This window comes from Pseudothermotoga sp. (genome assembly GCF_031962025.1).
Taxonomy (GTDB): Bacteria; Thermotogota; Thermotogae; order Thermotogales; family DSM-5069; genus Pseudothermotoga_B.
Genome location: NZ_JAVRKW010000012.1, coordinates 19,906 through 40,446 on the forward strand (window position 1 = coordinate 19,906; position 20,541 = coordinate 40,446).

The following is a 20,541-nucleotide window of genomic DNA, read 5'->3' on the forward strand; positions in this document are numbered from 1 at the left end:
TTTTATGAGGTGATTAATTTGTCTCTCAAGACAATTCAGCTTTTTTTGCTGGATATGGATGGTACATTCTATCTGGGCGACAGTCTTCTTCCAGGAGCAATGGATTTTGTAGAAACAGTCAGATCTCAGAAAAAGAGGTTCATGTTTTTGACGAACAATTCTTCCAAGGATGCTAAAAAATATGTTGAAAAGCTCAGAAAGCTTGGAGTTAATGTTGATGTGTCAGATGTTTTCACATCAGGTGAGGCTACTGCTATTTTCATGAAGCATAGATATGGACAGGCGAAGGTCTTTGTAATTGGTACACAGTCACTGGTTGAAACACTTCAAAGTTATGGTCATGAAGTTACCACAAAAGATCCGCAGGCTGTGGTTCTTGGATACGATACACAGATCAACTATGAAAAGCTGGCTCTGGGGTGTTTGTTCATTCGAAAAGGGATCGACTACATAGCCACACACCCGGATATAAACTGTCCATCACCTGAGGGTCCACTGCCTGATGCTGGTTCGTTCATCGCGCTTATAGAAAGATCCACAGGCAGAAAACCAGATTTCATCGTTGGCAAACCCAATCCTTTGATGTTACAGATGATCGTGGAAAAAACTGGCATAAAGCCAGAGCAGATAGCGATGGTGGGTGATAGACTTTACACCGATATGGAGTTTGCCAAAAGATCGGGTATTTTCTCGATACTGGTTCTTTCCGGTGAGAGCAGTTTGGAAGATGTGAACAAGGTTGAGCAAAAACCAGATCTGATTTTGCAAAACATAGGAGAACTTGCTTTGTTGCTGAAGGAGCAGAAACCTTGAATATAAAGTACCGTCTGAGGACTAAAAGGGCTGAGGAACTGGTTAATCTTGCTCAAGCGGGGCTGAAAGAAGCTCTTGATCTTTTAGTTGAAAAGTACTATCCGATGGTCATAAAAATATCTTCAAAATACTATGCACCATGGGCTGAATTTCAGGATCTGGTTCAGAACGGTTTGGTCGGTTTGATCAAGGCTGTGTATTATTACCAGCCGGATAAAAGTGGTTTTTCTTCCTTTGCATGGAGAAGTATTGAATCTGAATTGAAATCTTTTCTGACGTTTTTGAACCGAAAGAAAAACAGAATGCTCACAGATGCTGTCAGCGTGGATTTGTTAACGAGTGAGGATTCTGATGAGACAGGATATTCATTTGAGGATTTTTCACTTTCCACAGCACGCCAGGCAATTGCGGGTATGATTATGGAAAAGGTTAACGAACATCTGTCTGAATTGGAAGTTCAGATAGTTCAAATGTGGATCGACGGAGCAAGTTATGAGCAGATAGAGCAGGAACTGGATGTGAATTTCAAGAAAGTGGACAATACTGTGCAGAAACTCAAAAGGGTACTGAGAGAAAAAATAGATCCCGTACTTTTAAGGATGTTTTTTGACCAGCTTTAAGATTTTTTCCAGTCTTTTCTGAGAGCTTCGAGTTTTTCAAGCACACCGTATTCGTTGAGTTCTTCAATCAGTGTTTTATCATTCATGTTCTGAGCGTAGAGTTCCACAGCTTCGAAGAATTCCTGCAGGGCAAGATGACAGACTATGAGCATGGCTATGATCCTTTGATCTTTCATACCAATTTGAATGGCTCTGAGTAGCAAGAGTTTGGCGTTGTCATACCTTTCAAGATTCAAAAGGGCAGAAGATAGATTCACATAAGCTGGAGCGTAGTTTTTGTCAAGTTCAATTGCTTTTTGATAGCATTCGATTGCCTTCGCATTTTTGTCCATTCTTCTGTAAACATTACCGAGGTTGTTCCAGATCTCTGGAGCCTGACACAGATTCAAACACTGTCTGTAAAATTCTTCGGCTTTTTTCAGTTCACCTTTTTCAGCGGCTTCATAGGCTTCTTTGAACAATTCCTCGAAGTTCATCAACATTCAGCGCAGTCAACTCCATCTTCTATAAGATGGAGAATGTGCTGTTCCCTCCTTTCTAACATCTTTTGAAATCACATACACCATTATTTGATCAACTCTCTTGTGTAATAGATTGTATCTGAGTAAATCTCATCACCATATCTTATCTGCACCGTTACAGGTGTTATATCCGAAGGAATTGGTCTTGTGCGTTTAAAGGTGATTTTCCATACTGGTTGCCATATGTCGACAGGTGAAGCGACAGAGCCAGCGCCGCCACTGAAGAGCACCAGATCCGTTGCTGGTGAAACTGTGAAAATCCTTACATTCTTGCCGCGCAGTGTGACTATGTCTGTTTTTCTTGAGTTTTTTGGTAGATCATCGAAGAAAACGCTGTATGCTGAACCTCTTTTTATGAATGGCAGTACCTTCTCAAAAAAATCCTGATCGGCTTTCAGTCGCTGTGATTTCACATACTCGGTTGAGATGTTGAAAAACACAGGTCCACCACCTTCTCTAACTTCCAGAAAATTTTTCACATACGGCACGCTGTCCCCAAAGATGTTCTCGACTCTGACAAATAGATTGATGTTGTCATTCTCAAAGTTGAAAGTATCGACTTTGACTATGAGCGGTTCTTTGGATTTCATCGGCTGTACTGTGACCGCGTTTGTCTTCCAGTTCATCAAAATCAGATACGGATAGAGATACTCAAAGAAGATCGTCCCGTTCGGCAGTTGATAAAATTCGTGCAAAGTATCATCTTTGACAAGAGCGAGTTTTCCATCTTTTGTCATTATAATCGGGTCGTTGTGAATGCTCACTTCGAAAGACCAGGTGCCATGAGAAGAGTAAGATTTGATCTTTTTGAAGGAAAAATCGTAAAATGAAAGCTGGTTTTTCATCACATCAAGAATCCAGAAACCGTACGGTGTTAACTCGATGTCGCTGATGATACAAAAATCATCAAGCGTGAAGAAATTGACAGATTCACCGTCGTAAATGAAAACTCTGTCAACATCACTGCCCCAGAGCCTTCCGATTCTGTCAAAGCCTGCAAGTATGGGATTTGTAAAGCCTTCATAGATGATATTTTCAGAGCCATTGTTCAGATCATATTCAATCAATTTTCCATCTCCGCTGATGTATAATTTCCCTGCGCTGGAAGTGGCTAAACTGGCTGGTGAGATGCTGGTTTTGAAAACTCTGTACCCATCTTCGTGTGTCAAAATCAATCTTTTGTTCGCTTTGTCGGCGATGATCAGAGAATTTCCCAAAAATACTGCGGCAGATGGTGTGTAAAAATACTCCGTACCTTTTTGAAAACCCGAAAATGTGATGATTTTGTCGAAAACAACCGGTGTGGAAAATTCAAGTGGCTTTTGGAGCGTTTCGATTTCTTTCAACAGCGAGATCACCTCTGATCTACCTGGACTGATGACAAGGATGGTTTTGAGATCTTCCTGTGCTTTTTCCACTGCCCGCATGTCTATGTCGATTTTTGAGGTGAAAAACCAGAACTCAGGTATATCAGAAACGTATATCAAGCCCGACAGTGCCTCGTCCATTACAGATCTTGCTTTGATGACATCTCCTTCATACCAGAGTGAAAGAGCCTGAGAAAAAAGTTCTCTAGCTTGTTCTTCGTTGATTATTGAAAAACTTGCAACTGGAACAGCAAGTACAAACAAGAAACAGAGTACTTTTTTCAACATCAACGCCCCTTTTTGAACATGGCAATCAGATCTGTTTTTCTTTCAGAATGATTCATCAGTCTGTTTATGTTATCGGCATGTCTCAGAGTGGATAACGTGGCAAGCAACAGAAAAAGCACCGCAAAATCCTTGTTGAAAAAATAAGCTACCAGCGACGCCGTGTACATGCCAATTATTGAACCAAGTGAAACGTATTTTGTCCAGAGAATAACTGACAGCCAGCCTGCAAGGAACGCAAAACCAGAAATGGGGACCAGCGCAAAGAAGACACCGGTTGTGCTTGCAACACCTTTTCCACCTTTAAATCTCAAAAAGATTGGAAAATCATGACCGATCACTGCGCATATTGCCGCAATGCCAACGTAATAAATATTTTGATTGAAAATCTTCGATACAACGAGTACTGGAACAAAGGATTTGACGGCATCAAGAATCATCGAAGCCAAGCCAATTGCAGGTCCAGCCGCTCTCAAAGCGTTTGTACCACCGACATTGCCACTTCCCACATTCCTGACATCCACTTTTTTGAGTTTTGGAAGTAAGTAACTGAACGGTACCGACCCACAAAGATAGCAGATCAATCCAACCAGAAAATAATTCATCAACTTCCAGCGCATTCTACCTTATCATGGAATGCGCCGTCTCCTCCTTTCTAAGCTTTCTGTATAAGTCTTAAATCATCACCCTTGTCGATTTTTTGCCTGACAAAGCCCTTTTTATCGAGTTGCTGTTTTAAAAGTTTTTTCGCTGATGGCTGAGTCTATTCAGCTATGGTTTTTTCTCTCTGCCTTTGAAATTTATCTGTATGGGTGTACCTGTGAGAGGATCTATCCTTTCTCTGATCAGTCTTTGCAGAGTTCTTTTGATGTTCTCATCTGTCAGTTCTTTGTTGTTGACCTGAACAAGAAATGTTGGTGGTTTTGTTTTTGTCTGTCTGATGGAGTATATTCTGAGCTCTGATCTTGAAAGATTTGGTGAAAGTAGAGAAAGCTGCGACACGAGTTTGCTCAACTGTTCCTGAGGTATCTTTTTCGAATACGATTCATATGCCTCAAAGATAGCGTCAATCAACTGTTTCAAGCCTATCTTTCTGGTTGCACTGGTAAAGATGAGCCGACAGAAGTTTGCAAACGGCATCTGGGTTGAGTACATTGTTTCATAATCTTTTTTTGAGATACTGCTCAGATCGATTTTGTTCATTACACACACCATGGCTTTGCCGTTACTCAAAATCAGATCTGCTATCTTTTTGTCCTGCTGTGTTATGCCTTCTGTTGCATCCATGACCAGTAAAACTATATCAGCCGATTCTATACTGTCGATTGTTCTGCTGACACTGAAGTACTCGATCGTTTTTTTCTGTATTCTGCTCTTTCGTCTCATACCTGCGGTATCTATAAAAGTGAATTTCTTACCGGAAAGATAAATCGTCTCGTCGATGGAATCTCTGGTTGTTCCAGGAATAGGGGTGACAGTTGATCTGTCCTGACCAATCAGCGCGTTGAATAAAGAAGATTTTCCCACATTTGGTTTTCCAACGATGGCAATATTGGGTGATAGTTCCTGCGATGGTTTTTCAAAAGCGACACCTTCATTCTTAAGGGTTTGCGAGATTTTTTCAAGTAAATCGTCTATGTTGTTTCCATGCTGTGCCGAGACGATTACATACTCATCAAACCCGAGTCTGAGTATATCGGACATGTTCTTTTCGACTGCGGCAATATTCTCGGCTTTATTTATTACCAGTATGATCTTTTTACCCAGTTTTCTCAACTGTGTTGCTACATACTCGTCTTCAGCGGTGATACCATTTCTTCCATCAACAACGAAAAGTATCAGATCTGCCTGTCGGAAAGTCTCGAAGGCTTTGTTTTTCATGGCAGAAAGGATTGGATCGTCAGCTTTTTCAAAGACACCACACGTGTCGTACAAAATAAAGCTGGTCTCGTCGTAAACGACGAGACCCTTTATGGAATCACGTGTGACTCCATCAATCTTTTCGGTTATTGCTTTGCGCTTACCTATCAGCCTGTTGAAAAGCGTGGACTTTCCAACATTTGTCCTGCCGGCAATTACGACAACAGCCATCAGCCTTTCATCCTATCACCAAGTGTTCTGTAATTTTGCTTGTCGTTTATCTTGCTTTTATATTCTTCGTATGCTCTTTTTTCCTCGAGTTTCTTCTGGCTGACCAGTACCTTTCTTCTTTCCGGGATCAATCTCAAAACGAGTACTTCCAGTTCGTCTCCCTCTTTGACGTTCTCATTGGCATGTCCTGAAGGCATCAATCCTTCGACTGAAAAATCTTGCAAAAGCACTATGAATCCGGAATTTACTTTCGATTTTACTGTTGCCTTTACAACGGAACCCTCAGTCAGTTTTGTCAGGACTTCTTCCCATGGATCTGGTAATAGCTGTTTTATACTCAGTCTCATTCGTCTTTGCTGCGGATCGATTGACAGGATCTTGACTTCAACTTTCTGTTTTTCTTTGAAAAGTTCAGATGGATCCTTTATTTTGTTCCAGGACAGCTCTGATTTTGGCACAAAACCACTGACTCCATCTTCTATTTCAACTATAATCCCGGTTGACAGGATTCTCTGTACAACTCCACTCACAACACTTCCTTCAGAGTACTTCTGGTTTATGTTTTCCCACGGGTCTCCTTTTGCTTTTTTGTAACTGAGCGATATTCTGCGCTTCTGAGAGTCCAGTTCAACAACCTCTGCCTGAACAAGCTGTCCAACTTTGAAATACTTGTGCAGATCGGTTTTTTTACTACCCCAGAAAATTTCAGAGATGTGTATCAGACCATCGATGCCAGGCTCGAGATTCACGAAAACTCCAAATGGCATGATGCTTTTCACAGTACCCTGAACAGTTGTTCCAGCCGGGTATTTTTCCATTACCTTTGACCATGGATCTGGCTCTAATGCTTTTAAACTCACGGTTATCGACGATTTTGCTTGATCGATTTCGATTATTTTGACTTTTACCTTTTCTCCTTTTTTGAGCACGTCTTTCACAGAAAGTGATGGATCATGAGAGATTTCCGATTTTGGCAGGAAGGCTTTGACTGCTCCAAGGTCGATTATTGCATGTGTGTCATTGATCTGCTCGACAATGCCCTCAACCTCATCTGAGACTTTGTGTGTTTTGAAAAATTCTTCTTTCATCTGATCTATCAAGGCTTTTCGAGAAACTACTATTCTCTGCCTTTTGCGATCTGCAAAATATTCTATGATCAGAAAGTCCATTTCTTTTTCTTCGACCGGCTGATCTTTTCTGAGCATGGAATGCGATCCGGGCAGGAAGGCATCAAAAACTTCAAAGATCGTAACCTGATAGCCACCGGGTACCACACGTGTTATCTTACCCTTGATTGGCGTCTTTGATTCATAAGCTTTCTTTAAAAGATTTCTCATATCTCTTGCAAAAGGTCTTCTTTCAGAGAGAATCGCATATCCTTCTTCGTCGTTGATTTTTAGGATCTGGGTCTTGATCTTTTGACCAACTGTGTAGTTCGTGACCGGATGAACCAGTTCATTCTGAGGAATTATTCCCTCGCCTTTGCCACCAAAATCGACTGATATACCTTCGGCTGGATTTATTCTTGTTACTGTTGCTTCCACAACCTGACCCGGTGTGTTCTCGACAAAATCCAGATACTCCTGGAAGTTCTCCATCTTTTCGTCTTTCTCACTCATTTCTTTTCCCTCCTATTGAGAATTTTTTCGGTGAGTATTTTTACATCTTCTTGGGGTGTTGAAGTGCCGGTAACAATACCTATTGTTTTTATATCACTTAAATCTATTTGATCAACTTCAGATGGCTCTTCTATATGTAAAGTTTTTGTTAATTGCGAAGCTATTTTTGCAAGCTTGGAAGTATTCGAACTGTTTTTACCACCAAGGACAATCACCAGATCGCTATTTTGTGCTATTACTCGCGTTTGAGATTCTCTTTTTGCAGTTATACTGCATATAGTGTTGATCACTCTGAGTTCTTTAAAACTGGAAATCTCAATCGATCTTTCCACGAATTTATGAAATTCGTCTACTGACATCGTTGTCTGAGATAGAACACAGCTTTTTTCATTCAGGGGAATTGGCTCAACTGTTACTGTGGCTTGCGGTACATAGCCAAGCAGAGCAACCATCTCTGGATGGTCTTTTTTTCCAAACACCGTGATTTTATAACCCTGTTTTTGCATCTGCTGAGCCGTTTTGAAAAGACTCATCACAATGGGACATGTTGTGTCTACAACGGTTTTGAAGGTCTTTTTAACCTGTTCAAGCAGATCTTTTGGAACACCATGTGCACGTATCACCAAAACAGAGTCTTTTGCATCCTGCGGAATGTCCTGCTGTATCACCACAACGCCCTTTTGTTCAAGTGATCTGGCAACTGATTTGTTATGAACAACATCGCCGAGTGTATATATCTTTTCATGATTTGCGATTTTTGAATTGATCATCTTCAATGCCCGCTGTACACCAAAGCAAAAACCGACATCCTCAGCAACAATTACTTTCACAAGCCATCCTCCTGAGCGCAATCTGGCAGATTTCTTCCGTTACCTGTTCGATGCTCTTGTCTGTCGTATCGATGATTATAGCATCTTCAGCGGGTTTCATCGGAGCGATGGATCTTTTTGAGTCCTGCTCATCCCTGAGCCTTATTTGATCTGCGACTTGCTCAAATGTCAGATTTATTCCTTTTTCACGCAATTCTCTGAGCCTTCTTCTCACCCTTTCCTCAAATGAAGCGGTCAGAAAAATCTTGACCTGTGCATGTGGAAGAACAACTGTTCCTATATCTCTTCCTTCGACAACAAACATACCGCCTTTGCATATATCTTTTTGAAGCTGGGTCAATTTTGAACGCACAGTCTGATTAACGGCAAAATCTGAGGCAAGCTTTCCAGCCTGAGCCGATCTTATTTGCTCAGAAACTTTTGTGCCATTTAAATACAGTTCACCGTCTTTGTAATTCAATTTTATGTGATCAAGTGCATCAGACAGATCATCTGAAGGCGAAAGATTTTTTGAATGCAAATACAGAGCCACTGCTCTGTACATGGCTCCTGTATCCAGGTAGTTCATTTTGAGTTTTTCCGCAACAAGCTTTGCGACGGTGGATTTCCCAGAACCTGCAGGTCCATCTATGGCAATCAGAAACTCTTTCAATTCAAGCCTCCTCCACAACATCGACGATCTTGAAAACTTTGTCCAGCCTTGTCATTTCAAAGATTCGTTTCACATTCTGTCTGAGCGAAGCCAGTACAAGTTCTTTTTGGAGGTTTCTTACATCCTTCAAAATCGAAACCATTGTGCCAAGACCGGCACTATCGATGTAAGGAACATTTGACATGTCCAAAACTATCTTGGTGTCTTTTGATTTTTCAAGTTGTTCCTTGATGGCTTTTTTGATCTCAGCCGAATGATATGCGTCGAAGTCTCCGTCGATTTTGCAAATCAGTTTTGACTGCGCCTGTTCAAATTTAACAACCACATCGTTCATCATCAATCGCCTCCAAGTTTTATTTTGAGTTCCTTCAATTGTTTTTCACTGACAACGTCTGGTGCACCTGTGAGCGGACAAACTCCGCTTGAAGTTTTTGGGAATGCTATTACGTCTCTAATCGAAGAAACGCCACAAATTATTGCCACCAGTCTGTCCAAGCCAAGAGCTATACCACCGTGAGGTGGCGCACCGTACTGAAATGCTTCCAGCAAAAATCCAAATTTTATTTTAATCTCTTCTTCGGACAACTGCATGAGTTTGAAGACTTCTCTTTGAAGCTCCGCATTATGAATTCTAACACTTCCAGACCCAACTTCAAAACCGTTTATCACAATATCATAAGACTGTGCTCTGATCCTCGAAAGATCGCTGTCTTTGTATTTTTCAAGGTCCTCTAAATTCGGCATGGTAAACGGATGATGCTGTGCAACGAATCTGTTTTCTTCCTCGCTGTATTCAAACATTGGAAAGTCTATCACCCAGAAAATGTCAAAACCAGTTTTCAGATGAGAAAAGAATCTTTCGCCAAAAATTTTCCTGATTTCACCCAGTACAATATTCACTTCACTGTTTTTACCAACTGCGAGGATGCAGACGTCTTTTGGCTGCAGCGAAAATTTCTTCACGATTTGCTTGTAATTTTTTTCAAGATGCTTTAAAGCTGAACCGCGCAGTGCATCTTTATTATCGACTGCAAACCACAAAATTCCGCCAAGACCAAGTGATCTGGCAACTTCATCCAGTTCATCTGCGAGTTTCCTTGTCATTTTGTCCGAGAAATCCTTTATTGTAAAACACTTCACAACACCGTTCTGCATTATGGCATTTGATACAACATGGTACTCTGAATCCGTAAAGCAGTCACTCACATCTTTGAATTCCATGCCTATTCTTCGGTCGGGTTTATCTGAACCGTAGGTGTTCATACAGTAATCATAAGTGAGGTGATCCAGTTTTTCAGCAAGTTCAACGCCCAGTACCTGTTTAAAGACATACCTGAGCATATTCTCGGTTATCTGCAATACATCTTCTCTGGTGATGAAAGACATTTCTATATCGATTTGAGTGAATTCTGGTTGCCTGTCGGCTCTGAGATCTTCATCGCGAAAACATCTCACGATTTGAAAGTATCTGTCCAGGTTGCTTATCATCAGAAGCTGTTTAAAAAGCTGTGGAGATTGAGGCAAGGCATAGAATGTACCGGGTTTGAGCCTTGATGGCACCAGAAAGTCTCTTGCACCTTCTGGAGTACTTTTTGTCAAAAACGGAGTCTCGACTTCTATAAAACCCTGCGAAGAAAGATAGTTTCTCACAGCCTGAGCAACTTTATGCCTCGTTATTATCCTGTCCATGGCTTCTTTTCTTCTCAGGTCAATGTAACGGTACTTCAACCTGACATCTTCTGAAGGCAGCTTTGTTTCACCGGGATAGAATGGAAGGTCTCTGATTGGAGATGAAAAAACGGTTATCTTTTCAGCTACCACTTCTATCTCACCGGTTGGAAGTTCTCTGTTGACTGTTTCTTTTGGTCTTTCTCTGACGATGCCCTCAATCTGGACAACAGATTCTCTGCGAAGTTCTGTTTGATTCTGTGAAGAAAAAACAACTTGAGTTATGCCATACCTGTCTCTGAGCATTATGAATTTCACACCACCAAGGTCTCTGATTCTGTCAACCCATCCTGCCAGAACGACCTTTTTCCCGACATCCTCAATTCTAAGCTCACCGCATGTGTGTGTTCTGAGCATTTTTCATCCTCCTATTTTCCTTGAATACTATATCACTGTTCTTGAGAATAATATATCACGCCTTGGTGGTATACAATTAAAAAAAGAAGGAGGTGTCTGTGTGAAGTTTTCACAGTTTGAGTACAAAAGGCCAGATCTGAGCACAGTTGAAAGTGAATTCAAAGAATATGTCGAGCAGTTGAGAAAGGCAGAAAACGTCGAAAAAGCAAAAGAATGTGTTAAAAAAATCAACAGGATCAGGGAAGATTTTTCCACATCATCGTCTATCTGTACGATTCGTTTTTGCATGAACACAAAAGACCAGTTCTACAAAAAAGAGAAAGATTACTTTGACAGTGCAAGTCCTGTTATGGAAGGTCTTGTCAGTGATTATTACAGAGCGCTTATAACATCCAGATTCAAAGATGAACTTGAGAAAATATTCGGTGAACAGCTTTTCAACATCGCAAATCTTTCAATCAAAACTTTTAAACCAGAGATTTTACAAGATCTTGTGCAGGAAAATAAACTTGCAACCGAGTATGCTGAACTCGTTTCGTCTGCTCAGATTCAATTCAACGGGAAAAAATTGACGATTCCTCAGTTGCGTGCGTTTATGATTTCTCCAGATCGTAACGTACGAAAAGAAGCTGCGCAGGCGCTTTATTCTTTTTTTGCATCGAATCAAGAGAAATCCGATGAAATATACGATCAATTGGTGAAGCTCAGGACAAAAATAGCTCAAAAACTCGGTTATGATTCTTTTACCCAGCTTGGGTATGACAGGCTCAACCGTTCAGATTACGATCAAAAGATGGTGAAAAATCTGAGAGAAGCCATCAAAAAACATGTGGTTCCGGCTGTTACTAAGCTCCGTGAAAAACAGGCTGAACAGCTCGGTCTGGACAAACTCAAATACTACGATCTTTCTGTAATTCTAAAGGAAGGTAATCCAAGACCGCGCGGCACTGAAGATGAGATCGTCCTGAAGGCTAAGAAAATGTACGAAGAAATGTCCAGTGAAACGGCTGAGTTCTTCAATTTCATGCTCGAAAATGATCTGTTAGATCTGAAAAGCCGTGACGGCAAGTACCCCGGAGGATTTTGCGATTTTGTGGCAAATTACAAATCTCCTTTTATCTTTGCCAATTTCAATGGAACCGAACACGATGTTGAAGTATTGACTCACGAAGCCGGGCACGCATTTGAAGTCTACAGGAGCAGGAATTTCGATATTCCGGAGTATCACTGGCCCACACTTGAAGCCTGTGAGATACACTCGATGAGTATGGAATTTTTTGCATGGCCCTGGATGGAGTATTTCTATCAAGAGCAGGCAGAAAAAGCAAGACTTGTTCATCTGTGGGGTGCGTTGAATTTCATACCGTACGGGACATGTGTGGATGAATTTCAGCACCGTGTTTATGAAAATCCAAATATGACCCCAAAAGAAAGAAGAAGGCTCTGGCGTGAAATAGAAAAAACCTACATGCCAGAGATCGATTACGATGGCAATGAATTTCTCGAAAATGGTGGCAGATGGCATCAACAGGGACACATTTTTGAAAACCCATTTTACTACATAGACTATGTCCTTGCTCAGATCTGTGCGTTTCAGTTCTGGATGAGATCTATTGACGATAGAGAAAAGGCTTTCAGAGAATATGTGAAACTCTGTGACATGGGTGGAAGCCTTTCTTTCACCAAACTCTTGAATGTCGCCGGACTATCTTCACCATTTGAGGAAAAAACAATCGAATCGGTGGCAAAATCTGTCTCAAACTGGATCAATTCACATGCACAGTAGTGAGTAGAGTTCATCAAAGTCTTTCACGGTTTGAAAATCATCGCCTTTATTGGCGCCGGATGGATCAAAAAGTATGAAATCCACTCCGGCGTTTTTTGATGCCTGATAATCTGTTACAAGATCATCTCCAACGTAGACTGAATCTCTCAGGCTCACACCGCTCATTTGAGAAGCCTTTATGAACATCGAAGGATCGGGTTTTGGCTTTCCAGCTTGATCAGAAGTGAGAATGAATTCGACAAATCTTTCAAGCCTGAGCAATCTTGCTCTACCTTTTTGGACCTTTTCAACTCCATTGGTCAATACAGCCATTCTCTGGCACTTTTTCTTCATTTTCTCAAGAAACTCCTGTGCACCTGCCATGAAATATGCGGTGTTGGATAATTTTTCAAGATATTTTTCAGCGATCACATCAGCTTGAAGATCGCATGCACCTATTTTTTCAAGAAACTCATTGAACCTTGCCACAACTATGTATTCCTTGGTGTACAACCCATTTGAGAAAGCCTGCCACCACTTTTTGTTTATCTGGATGTATAAATCGATCTGCTCGTTATTGATCTGGTATCCATATTCTGACATCACAGATTGCAGTGCTTCTTTTTCTGATCGAGAAAAATCGAGCAATGTGTTATCCAAATCAAAATAGACCATTTCATATTTCACTGTTTTTTTCACCCTCAACTATTTTGAGTATTGTATCCCAGGTTTTTCGCGGATCATCAGGTGATATACTGCTTATGTGTTCACACGCATAAACTCCCCAGAACAGCACTTTATCTATTCTGTGTTCTTTCATCACCTGAAAGCCTTCGAAAAGTTCTTTTTCTCTACCCTTTGGTACCTTGAACCCCTCAAGCCACATATGGTTTGTCTTGGAGTATTTTTGCGAAAGTTTTTTGATATTTTCTGCCGCATCTTCGACAAAAGGATTCACCGATAGTCCAAAGGCAAACCAGTATGGATCTGTGCCGATATCGTCTATCGATGGCAGTTTTGCAATACTTTCAAAGTCTCTGATACCAAAAAGATCTGTTTCAAAAGGTAAAAAGCACACAATATTTTTCAAACCTATCGTCTTTGCGTACTCGCTCATCTGTTTGAAGAATTCTATTGCCGTTTCATTTCTAAAGTCTGAGATATCTTGATTATACTCGATCGGCATCTGATAGCCGTACTTCTTTTCAAAGGCTGTTTTGCATCTTTCACATCTGCAGGTCCATTGCTGTGGAAAATTTGTGATCGGCGTTGGAATATGAAAATGCGGCTCATCCCAGAATATTGCATCAAATCCAGCTTCTTTCACGTTATCGATCCACTGTTTCATGTACTCTTTAAAAACTTCAGACCTCAAACAAACTGACCCTTTCAATTTTCCATCGTTACCCACCTGAGCCTCATCCATGTTGTTCTGAAGAAAACCGCTGAAAGCCTCTCCTCCAAACACCCCACCCCATCCCCACGGATCAGCCCATATTTCAAACCCCATGTCTTTGCTCATCTGAGCAATATCGCTCATGGTTTTTTTGTAAAATCTGAAATCATTTTCACTGTATGTATGCACCAAAATACTGAAACCAGCATCTTTGAGCATTCGAAGGTCTTTTTCAACATACCACGGCATCCTGTTTCCAAAATAACTTATGCCAAATCTCATACTCTAAAGCCCCTTTCTTTGAGAAACTCTGTGACCTCATCCTGTGATGGAATTGAACTCTGTGCGCCTTTTCTTGTGACGCTAATTGCAGCCGCCGCACTGGCAAAAATCAACGCCTTTTCAAGATCTCTTGTTTTTTCAAATTCAACGGCAAAGCCTGCATTGAATATATCTCCAGCAGCCGTTGTATCTACTGGTTTTACTTTGAAGGCGTCTATTTTTATCTGTGCCAATTTTCCTTTGAAAAAACAACCTTTTTCTCCCATCTTCAGAAGCACATTTTCACAACCAGCCTTCAAAAGTTCATCAACTGCCGCATCGATCTTTTTTATTCCTGTCAGGGTAAAGATCTCTGATTCATTTGGAGTTATGATATCAACGTACTTGAAAATCTCTCTGTCTATATTTTGAGCCGGTGCGGGATCAAAGATCACCAGCTTGCCGTGTTTTTTAAAGAGTTTTGCTGCTTCAAGTGTGGTTTCAAATGGTATTTCATTTTGAAGGAGCAGTATATCTGCCTTGAGTAAATCCTGAATTTTTTTATCAAGTAAGTCTTTTGTCAATGCAGCATTGGAACCTGGGTATATTATTATTCTGTTCTGTCCATCTGTTGTGATTTCTATCAGGGCAAAACCGTTTGGCAGGTTTGTTCTTACTGCAAAATCTTCGATACCTACCTGAGAAAGTTTTTCAAACACAAACTGCCCGTTGCCGTCATTACCTATGCAGGTGAGAAAGGCGACCTGTGCTCCGAGTTTTTTGCATGCAACAGCCTGGTTTGCACCCTTGCCACCAGAGAATCTTTCAAACTCAAGACATTTCTGTGTTTCACCCGGTTTTGTGAAGTGATCTACCGTGACAACAAGATCGACGTTGTTACTGCCTATGATTGCGATCATTTATTCGCCCCCAAGAATGAAGTTTAACACAGATTTTGCACCAAAAAGGTTTGTTCGTGGTTAAATACTAATTGATATGTGTTTTTGTAGGAGGGGTAGAAATTGGACAGTGAAACAACAGAACTCACTTTGTCTGATATTTTCAAAATCTTCAAAAGGCGCTTTTTGTGGTTTGCGGTCGTTTTTCTTTTGACAGCCTTTGGAACGTTGTTTTATCTTCTGTTCTTTGCAAAACCCACATACGAAGCAAGTGCTCAGCTTATTGTACAGACAAGCCAGCCAGCGATAAGTATTCCAAGTGCCGTGACGCAAATAATTGGTATTGGCGGACTGGGACTGGGACAGAGTGCTGATGTTCAGACGGAGATTGAGCTAATAAAAAATCCACAGAACATTGAAAAATTGATCAACCAGTTGAATTTGATGGACTTATTCAAAGGTAAAAAACAGGTACTACCAGAAGATGTAGTCAAAACCATCAGTGAAAAATGGCTGAAGATAGAAAATGTCAAGAACACCAGAGTAATACAAGTATCGGTCGAGCATGAAGATCCACAAATGGCGGCAAAGATAGTCAATTCTCTAATAGAGATATACCTTGATATGCGAAGTAGAATGACTGTGAATGAATATAGCGCTCGAGCTGATTTCATAGAAAGGCAACTTCCGCGCATCGAGCAGGAATTGAAGGATGTCGAGGATAAATTGAGAAAGTTCAAAGAAGAAAATCAGATTTACTCCTTGAGCGACCAGGCGGCGAAACTCGTTGAAGGTATAGCTCAGTTTGATGCAAAGGCTTATGAAACAAAAGTGTCCATAGAGCAAACCAAGACTGGGATCAAAGCTGCAGAAGATATGCTTAAAAAGGTTGATCAGAAAATCATATCGTCTGAAACGATCAGTACGAATCCAGTTGTGCAGCAACTGCGGGCAAAACTCGTTGACCTTCAGGTGGAGCTTTCTGCACTGCTTCAGACTTACTCAGAAAGCGATAGAAGAGTAGTTTCACTGAAAAAACAAATTGAAGAAACTCAGGATCTGTTGCAAAAAGAAATCAGCAAGGTCATAAGCGCCGAAATTCAGACGATAAATCCCGCTTATTCCGAGCTGTACACAGCCTGGATCTTGAAACAAACAGAACTTCAGGTGCAGCAAGCAACTCTGGCTGCCGTTGAAAAAATCAGAGATGAATATCTCAAAAAAGTCTCAGTCGTTCCATCGATTGAACAAAAGCTTTTTGAACTGGAAAGGGAAAGACAGGCAAAGCAAACTACATATCTGGCTCTTTTGAGTCAGTACGAACAAGCAAAGATAGGTGCTGCCGGTACAGTTGATAATGTTCGTATAGTCAGCAACGCTAATGTTCCAAGCAGACCTTCAAAACCAAATAAAATGCTCACACTTGCCATAGGTGGTGCGCTGGGAATTTTCCTTGGCATCCTTGCTGTTTTTATCAGAGAGGCAACTGATAAAAAATTCAGAGCAGTTGATGAATTGCAAAGAGTCTTTCCAAGAACACCCATTTTGGGAACAGTATCGCACAGCAAAGATGTAGAAGATGAAGATTTTCTGGTTACTTTTGAGTGCAACACAGAGAAAATCTGTGAAGATTTCAAACATTTAGCCGCAACACTATTGGACGAACCTGCGAAGATTCTTGGTTTCACAAGTTCTGAAGAAAAGGAAGGGAAAACATTTATTGCTTGCAATCTCGCGTATGTTTTTTCAAAGATGTCCCAAAAAACTCTGTTGATAGATATGAATCCGCGATCACCAATCATTTCAAAGGTTTTTTCACTTCAAAACAATGGCGACATCAGAGATTTGATAAATGGAAAATCTTCACAGGAAACCATCGCAAAGTTTTCTGACAACCTTCACATCTTGCCTCTGAATGAAAAAGATAGCTGGTTTCTAAGCAGTCAGAAACTTCCCGGTTGTATGAAGGAACTGGCCGAGGTATATGACAGAATCGTTGTGGATATGCCACCGCTTAACTGTGCAGAAGGTATCCTTGCAGGCAAGATCGTTGATAAATTTGCTTTGATAATCTATCTTGGTAGAACTGACAAGAATCTTGCTACTTCATTGCTCAATCTGAATATTGCAAATAAATTGACAGGTATTATCGTGAACAACACAAACTGATGATCCAACATTTAACGGCAAAAAAGATCATCACCCGAACCAGAATCGGTGTTGCAAAATACGTGATAAACCCATACATTGGGTGCACTTTTGGTTGCCTGTACTGTTACGCGCGTTTCATAGGACCTTTCAAGTACACCAATTCTACATGGGGAAGAGATGTTTGGGTTAAGATCAACGCCGCACAGCTGGTTGAAAAAGAATTATTCAAAGCAAAAGGTGACTTTTTTCTGTCAAGTGTCTGCGATCCATACCAGCATATTGAAAAAAAGTATGGGTTGACCAGGAAAATTATCGAAATTCTGACTTTGCACCTGAGAAAAGTTCACCTGATGACCAAATCGAGCTTGATTTTGAGAGATCTTGATCTGTTGAAAGATATCTCGGTAACACTCACAATTACAACAGATCGTGAAGATGTGAGAAAAATTCTCGAGCCTGGCGCACCTTCTGTTGAAGAGAGAATTGAAACACTCAGAAAGATGAAACAAGCCGGGATAGATATTTCTGTGTTCGTGGGACCTGTTCTTGTTATGAATGCAGAAAACCTCGCCTGGAAACTTTCAAAATATGTAAGCAAAGTCACACTCGATGCATTGAACTACCAGACACAGGTACAGGCTGTGTATGCGAAGTACGGCTGGACAGACTGGTTAACTAAGGAAAAGTTTTTGGAAGTAGTTGAAAAGTTCGAGAGAGTTTTTGGAAAAGAGTCCGTTAGATATTGAATATACTGTTTTCTATCAGATACTCTGCCGCACCAGTCAGTATTGCATCCGGGTTGTTGACAGATTTTGCTACGAAAACTTCAAAACCATAGAATTTTTCCCTGGCGAGTCTTTCAACTTCCAAAAGATATTTTTCATCAAAGACTGCATATCTTCCACCAACGACAAAATGGCAGATATCAGTTATTGAAAGAACATTTTGTACCACAGCAAAAAGGAGATTAACCAGCATTTTGCCGGGAATCTCACCCTTGAGAGAATATTCACGCAAAATCTGTGAGTAAATATCACCAACAGTTGTAAAAGGTTCACAATTGTAAATCATCCTGCCAATCTCACCTGCATAACCTCGATCGCCTTTGAAAATAGATTTGTCCAAAATCATGCCGCCACCAAGGCCCTCGCCCAAGTGTACATAAAACATATTTCTAATATCCTCTTCTAAGTTCATAAATTCACCAAGTGCCGAAAGATTTGCATCGTTCTCAACAAAAACGGGTAAGTTCAAACGTTTCTGCAAAAATTCGACGATTCGAACATTTTCCAGTCCTTCTATTAAACTGCTGCTGATCCTCCCTGTGTGCTGGTCGAGAACTCCTGAAACAGCTATGCAAATGCCAAGTACCCGGTTACCATTCAAGATTGAAAGAATTTCTTTGATTTTTTCAACCAGCTGTTCCAATCCTTCGTAGATTTGATGCTTGAAGTTGAACTCTTGCAGCTGACTTATTTTTAATGTACTGTCAATCAAAGCTACCCTGACAGAGTATCCAGACAAATCGACTGCCACACTGAAGGCAGCCGAAGGATTTATGGTTAAAAGTTGGGGTGGTCTTCCACCGGAAGAAGGACCCTGTGAAGACTCAAGAATTATCTTTCTATCAACAAACGGCTTAAGAAGCTGTGAGATAGTTGAAGAATTCACGTTCAACTTTCTCGCTACCTGTGATTTGGAAACTGGTTGATGTTTGAGTATTTCTTTCAAAATTACCCTCAAATTGTTCTTTCTCAGATAAGAACTGTTTCTTATTTTGCTCATATTGACCACCTTTTGAATTATACCATGAGGCAGAGATTTGTTACGACTTTTTATAAGACTTGACATAAGTGGTAAAAATATGCTATCGTGTGGTTGAGGCTAAACTTACAGGGGGAGGCGGTATCATGAAAAAACTGCTTGTGGCTTCAATCGTTCTGGCAATGGTTTGTGCTGTTTTTTCTGCAACAAAGATCCGCTTTTCTTTTTGGGGAGAACCCAGTGAACTACCACCTTATCAAGAGATCGTGAAACAATTTCAGGCTGAAAATCCAGATATTCAAGTGGAGATCATCAACTATCCATGGTCAACGTATTTTGACAAAATCCAGGCTATGATGGCTGCCGAGGACGCACCAGATGTGATGTTCTTACACACTATACCGAGCTGGGCTGCTAAAGGAGTACTTGAAGATCTGACACCGTACATCGAAAAAACAAAATTTCCTGTAGAGGCTTACAACCAGGAACTCTTGAGTACTTTCATGTACAAGGGAAAGATTTACGGATTTCCAAGAGATAATGACACAACGGTTCTCTTCTACAACAAAACTCTTTTTGATGAAGCTGGGGTAGCGTATCCGGATTATTCATGGGACTGGCAAAGATTTTTGGATGCAGCCAGGAAGTTGACCAAGGTTGATTCTCGAGGTAGAGTTACACAATGGGGTGTTGTGCTCGAAAGGAATAAATGGCATTTGTGGATTCACATGAACGGAGGAAAAATAGTTGATGACTACGACACCCCCACTAAATGCACTCTTGATCAGAGAAATGCAATCGAGGCAATTCAATTTATAGCTGACATGATCTTATCTTATAAAGTGACTCCTTCTATTGCAGAACTTGCTCAGCTTGGCTCGGCAGCGGAGTTGTTCACAACTGGAAGGGTTGCAATGGTGCTCAGCAATGCAGCACAGATAGGTTCATTTTTGACAAACAAGAACTTAAAATTCGGTGTCGCACCTCTTCCGTACAAAGTTACTCGCACCAATACCCTTGGCGGAGCGGGTTTTGTGATGTACTCAAAATCGAAAAACAAGGATGCCGCATGGAAGTTCATGCAATTTTTGTGCGGTCCAAAAGGTCAATCGATTTTTGCCAAGAGTGGAGATGCTGTGCCGGCAATGAGAACCCCCGAGACAGTCAAGGCATTTATTTCAAATCCTCCGAGCGAACAGGAAAGGTTGATATTTTTTACTGAAACGAGTTTCGGTGTGAAATTCCCAAACATTCCTGGATGGTGGGAAATTTTTGATTACATAACCAGAGAACTTGATTATGTATGGACAGGTCAAAAATCAGCAGTTGAAGTATTAGAATATGTCTCTCAAGAAGTTACAAAAATGATTAAGCAATACGGGACTTGGTAAGATCGTGCGGCGCTCATGCGCCGCACTTTCA

The 20,541-nt window shown here is 40.9% G+C and carries 19 protein-coding genes; 6 read left to right on the plus strand and 13 right to left on the minus strand.

Annotated elements, in window-relative coordinates:
- The first annotated feature begins 18 nt into the window (after positions 1 to 18).
- Together AC4E92_RS08490 and AC4E92_RS08495 are read left to right on the plus strand one after the other, a co-directional pair.
- Positions 19 to 813, plus strand: a complete 795-nt coding sequence (locus AC4E92_RS08490) for an HAD-IIA family hydrolase (RefSeq protein ID WP_490240157.1) — start codon at positions 19 to 21, stop codon at positions 811 to 813.
- Positions 810 to 1,433 carry a sigma-70 family RNA polymerase sigma factor gene (locus AC4E92_RS08495; protein WP_490240158.1) on the plus strand — a complete coding sequence of 208 codons (624 nt, stop codon included), beginning with the start codon at positions 810 to 812 and terminating at the stop codon, positions 1,431 to 1,433. Before AC4E92_RS08490 ends, AC4E92_RS08495 begins: the two co-directional genes overlap by 4 nt.
- Here the strand turns inward: AC4E92_RS08495 and AC4E92_RS08500 are convergent.
- The 9 genes from AC4E92_RS08500 to aspS all read right to left on the minus strand — a co-directional run bounded on the left by AC4E92_RS08500 (position 1,430) and on the right by aspS (position 10,883).
- Positions 1,430 to 1,915 (minus strand): tetratricopeptide repeat protein, encoded by a 486-nt coding sequence (locus tag AC4E92_RS08500; RefSeq protein ID WP_490240159.1) that lies wholly within the window; start codon positions 1,913 to 1,915, stop codon positions 1,430 to 1,432. The genes AC4E92_RS08495 and AC4E92_RS08500 overlap by 4 nt on opposite strands.
- Positions 1,916 to 1,998: 83 nt before the next feature.
- On the minus strand, positions 1,999 to 3,606 hold the full coding sequence (locus AC4E92_RS08505) for a hypothetical protein (protein WP_490240160.1): 1,608 nt from the start codon (positions 3,604 to 3,606) through the stop codon (positions 1,999 to 2,001).
- 2 nt (positions 3,607 to 3,608) lie between these two features.
- Positions 3,609 to 4,211, minus strand: coding sequence for a glycerol-3-phosphate 1-O-acyltransferase PlsY (gene plsY / locus AC4E92_RS08510; protein ID WP_490240183.1), 603 nt, complete (start codon positions 4,209 to 4,211; stop codon positions 3,609 to 3,611).
- A 166-nt stretch (positions 4,212 to 4,377) separates the two neighbouring features.
- Complete coding sequence (gene der / locus AC4E92_RS08515; RefSeq protein WP_490240161.1) at positions 4,378 to 5,697, minus strand: ribosome biogenesis GTPase Der; 1,320 nt, start codon at positions 5,695 to 5,697, stop codon at positions 4,378 to 4,380.
- Positions 5,697 to 7,316 (minus strand): S1 RNA-binding domain-containing protein, encoded by a 1,620-nt coding sequence (locus AC4E92_RS08520; protein WP_490240162.1) that lies wholly within the window; start codon positions 7,314 to 7,316, stop codon positions 5,697 to 5,699. Before AC4E92_RS08520 ends, der begins: the two co-directional genes overlap by 1 nt.
- Entirely contained in the window at positions 7,313 to 8,146 is an 834-nt protein-coding gene (gene ispH, locus AC4E92_RS08525; protein ID WP_490240163.1) for a 4-hydroxy-3-methylbut-2-enyl diphosphate reductase, read from the minus strand. Before ispH ends, AC4E92_RS08520 begins: the two co-directional genes overlap by 4 nt.
- Positions 8,127 to 8,798 (minus strand): (d)CMP kinase, encoded by a 672-nt coding sequence (cmk, locus tag AC4E92_RS08530; protein ID WP_490240164.1) that lies wholly within the window; start codon positions 8,796 to 8,798, stop codon positions 8,127 to 8,129. The genes ispH and cmk overlap by 20 nt, the downstream gene beginning before the upstream one ends.
- Before the next feature lies 1 nt (position 8,799).
- Positions 8,800 to 9,132: an STAS domain-containing protein gene (locus AC4E92_RS08535; RefSeq protein ID WP_490240165.1), complete on the minus strand. Its 333-nt coding sequence runs from the start codon at positions 9,130 to 9,132 to the stop codon at positions 8,800 to 8,802.
- 2 nt (positions 9,133 to 9,134) lie between these two features.
- Positions 9,135 to 10,883 carry an aspartate--tRNA ligase gene (aspS, locus tag AC4E92_RS08540; protein WP_490240166.1) on the minus strand — a complete coding sequence of 583 codons (1,749 nt, stop codon included), beginning with the start codon at positions 10,881 to 10,883 and terminating at the stop codon, positions 9,135 to 9,137.
- Between the two features lie 100 nt (positions 10,884 to 10,983).
- Between aspS and AC4E92_RS08545 the strand changes: the two genes are divergently transcribed.
- Positions 10,984 to 12,669: a M3 family oligoendopeptidase gene (locus tag AC4E92_RS08545; RefSeq protein WP_490240167.1), complete on the plus strand. Its 1,686-nt coding sequence runs from the start codon at positions 10,984 to 10,986 to the stop codon at positions 12,667 to 12,669.
- Here AC4E92_RS08545 and AC4E92_RS08550 read toward each other — a convergent pair.
- From AC4E92_RS08550 to rbsK, 3 genes are read right to left on the minus strand one after another with little or no spacing between them, the layout of a single operon-like run.
- A complete protein-coding gene (locus AC4E92_RS08550; protein ID WP_490240168.1) occupies positions 12,655 to 13,335 on the minus strand; it encodes a YjjG family noncanonical pyrimidine nucleotidase in 681 nt (226 codons plus the stop codon). The two genes, AC4E92_RS08545 and AC4E92_RS08550, sit on opposite strands and share 15 nt — an antisense overlap.
- Positions 13,325 to 14,326, minus strand: a complete 1,002-nt coding sequence (locus AC4E92_RS08555; protein WP_490240169.1) for a hypothetical protein — start codon at positions 14,324 to 14,326, stop codon at positions 13,325 to 13,327. The genes AC4E92_RS08550 and AC4E92_RS08555 overlap by 11 nt, the downstream gene beginning before the upstream one ends.
- Positions 14,323 to 15,225, minus strand: coding sequence for a ribokinase (gene rbsK, locus AC4E92_RS08560; RefSeq protein ID WP_490240170.1), 903 nt, complete (start codon positions 15,223 to 15,225; stop codon positions 14,323 to 14,325). The genes AC4E92_RS08555 and rbsK overlap by 4 nt, the downstream gene beginning before the upstream one ends.
- Before the next feature lie 102 nt (positions 15,226 to 15,327).
- On the opposite strand from rbsK, the gene AC4E92_RS08565 reads away from it, so the two are divergent.
- Entirely contained in the window at positions 15,328 to 17,373 is a 2,046-nt protein-coding gene (locus AC4E92_RS08565; RefSeq protein WP_490240171.1) for a GumC family protein, read from the plus strand.
- Positions 17,373 to 18,101 (plus strand): SPL family radical SAM protein, encoded by a 729-nt coding sequence (locus AC4E92_RS08570; RefSeq protein WP_490240172.1) that lies wholly within the window; start codon positions 17,373 to 17,375, stop codon positions 18,099 to 18,101. Before AC4E92_RS08565 ends, AC4E92_RS08570 begins: the two co-directional genes overlap by 1 nt.
- Here the strand turns inward: AC4E92_RS08570 and AC4E92_RS08575 are convergent.
- The gene (locus AC4E92_RS08575; protein WP_490240173.1) at positions 18,091 to 19,140 is read right to left on the minus strand and encodes an ROK family protein; all 1,050 of its coding nucleotides are present in this window, start codon (positions 19,138 to 19,140) and stop codon (positions 18,091 to 18,093) included. The two genes, AC4E92_RS08570 and AC4E92_RS08575, sit on opposite strands and share 11 nt — an antisense overlap.
- 125 nt (positions 19,141 to 19,265) lie before the next feature.
- Here AC4E92_RS08575 and AC4E92_RS08580 point away from each other — a divergent pair, with 125 nt between their 5' ends.
- Complete coding sequence (locus AC4E92_RS08580) at positions 19,266 to 20,510, plus strand: ABC transporter substrate-binding protein (protein ID WP_490240174.1); 1,245 nt, start codon at positions 19,266 to 19,268, stop codon at positions 20,508 to 20,510.
- Positions 20,511 to 20,541 lie beyond the last annotated feature (31 nt).

Bases quoted from the DNA above. Each gene is read 5' to 3' on its own strand.
- AC4E92_RS08575 (WP_490240173.1), bottom strand. From the start codon at position 19,140: ATGAGCAAAATAAGAAACAGTTCTTATCTGAGAAAGAACAATTTGAGG.
- rbsK (WP_490240170.1), bottom strand. From the start codon at position 15,225: ATGATCGCAATCATAGGCAGTAACAACGTCGATCTTGTTGTCACGGTA.
- der (WP_490240161.1), bottom strand. From the start codon at position 5,697: ATGGCTGTTGTCGTAATTGCCGGCAGGACAAATGTTGGAAAGTCCACG.
- plsY (WP_490240183.1), bottom strand. From the start codon at position 4,211: ATGAATTATTTTCTGGTTGGATTGATCTGCTATCTTTGTGGGTCGGTA.
- AC4E92_RS08580 (WP_490240174.1), top strand. From the start codon at position 19,266: ATGAAAAAACTGCTTGTGGCTTCAATCGTTCTGGCAATGGTTTGTGCT.
- AC4E92_RS08535 (WP_490240165.1), bottom strand. From the start codon at position 9,132: ATGAACGATGTGGTTGTTAAATTTGAACAGGCGCAGTCAAAACTGATT.
- AC4E92_RS08555 (WP_490240169.1), bottom strand. From the start codon at position 14,326: ATGAGATTTGGCATAAGTTATTTTGGAAACAGGATGCCGTGGTATGTT.
- AC4E92_RS08520 (WP_490240162.1), bottom strand. From the start codon at position 7,316: ATGAGTGAGAAAGACGAAAAGATGGAGAACTTCCAGGAGTATCTGGAT.
- AC4E92_RS08500 (WP_490240159.1), bottom strand. From the start codon at position 1,915: ATGTTGATGAACTTCGAGGAATTGTTCAAAGAAGCCTATGAAGCCGCT.
- AC4E92_RS08570 (WP_490240172.1), top strand. From the start codon at position 17,373: ATGATCCAACATTTAACGGCAAAAAAGATCATCACCCGAACCAGAATC.
- aspS (WP_490240166.1), bottom strand. From the start codon at position 10,883: ATGCTCAGAACACACACATGCGGTGAGCTTAGAATTGAGGATGTCGGG.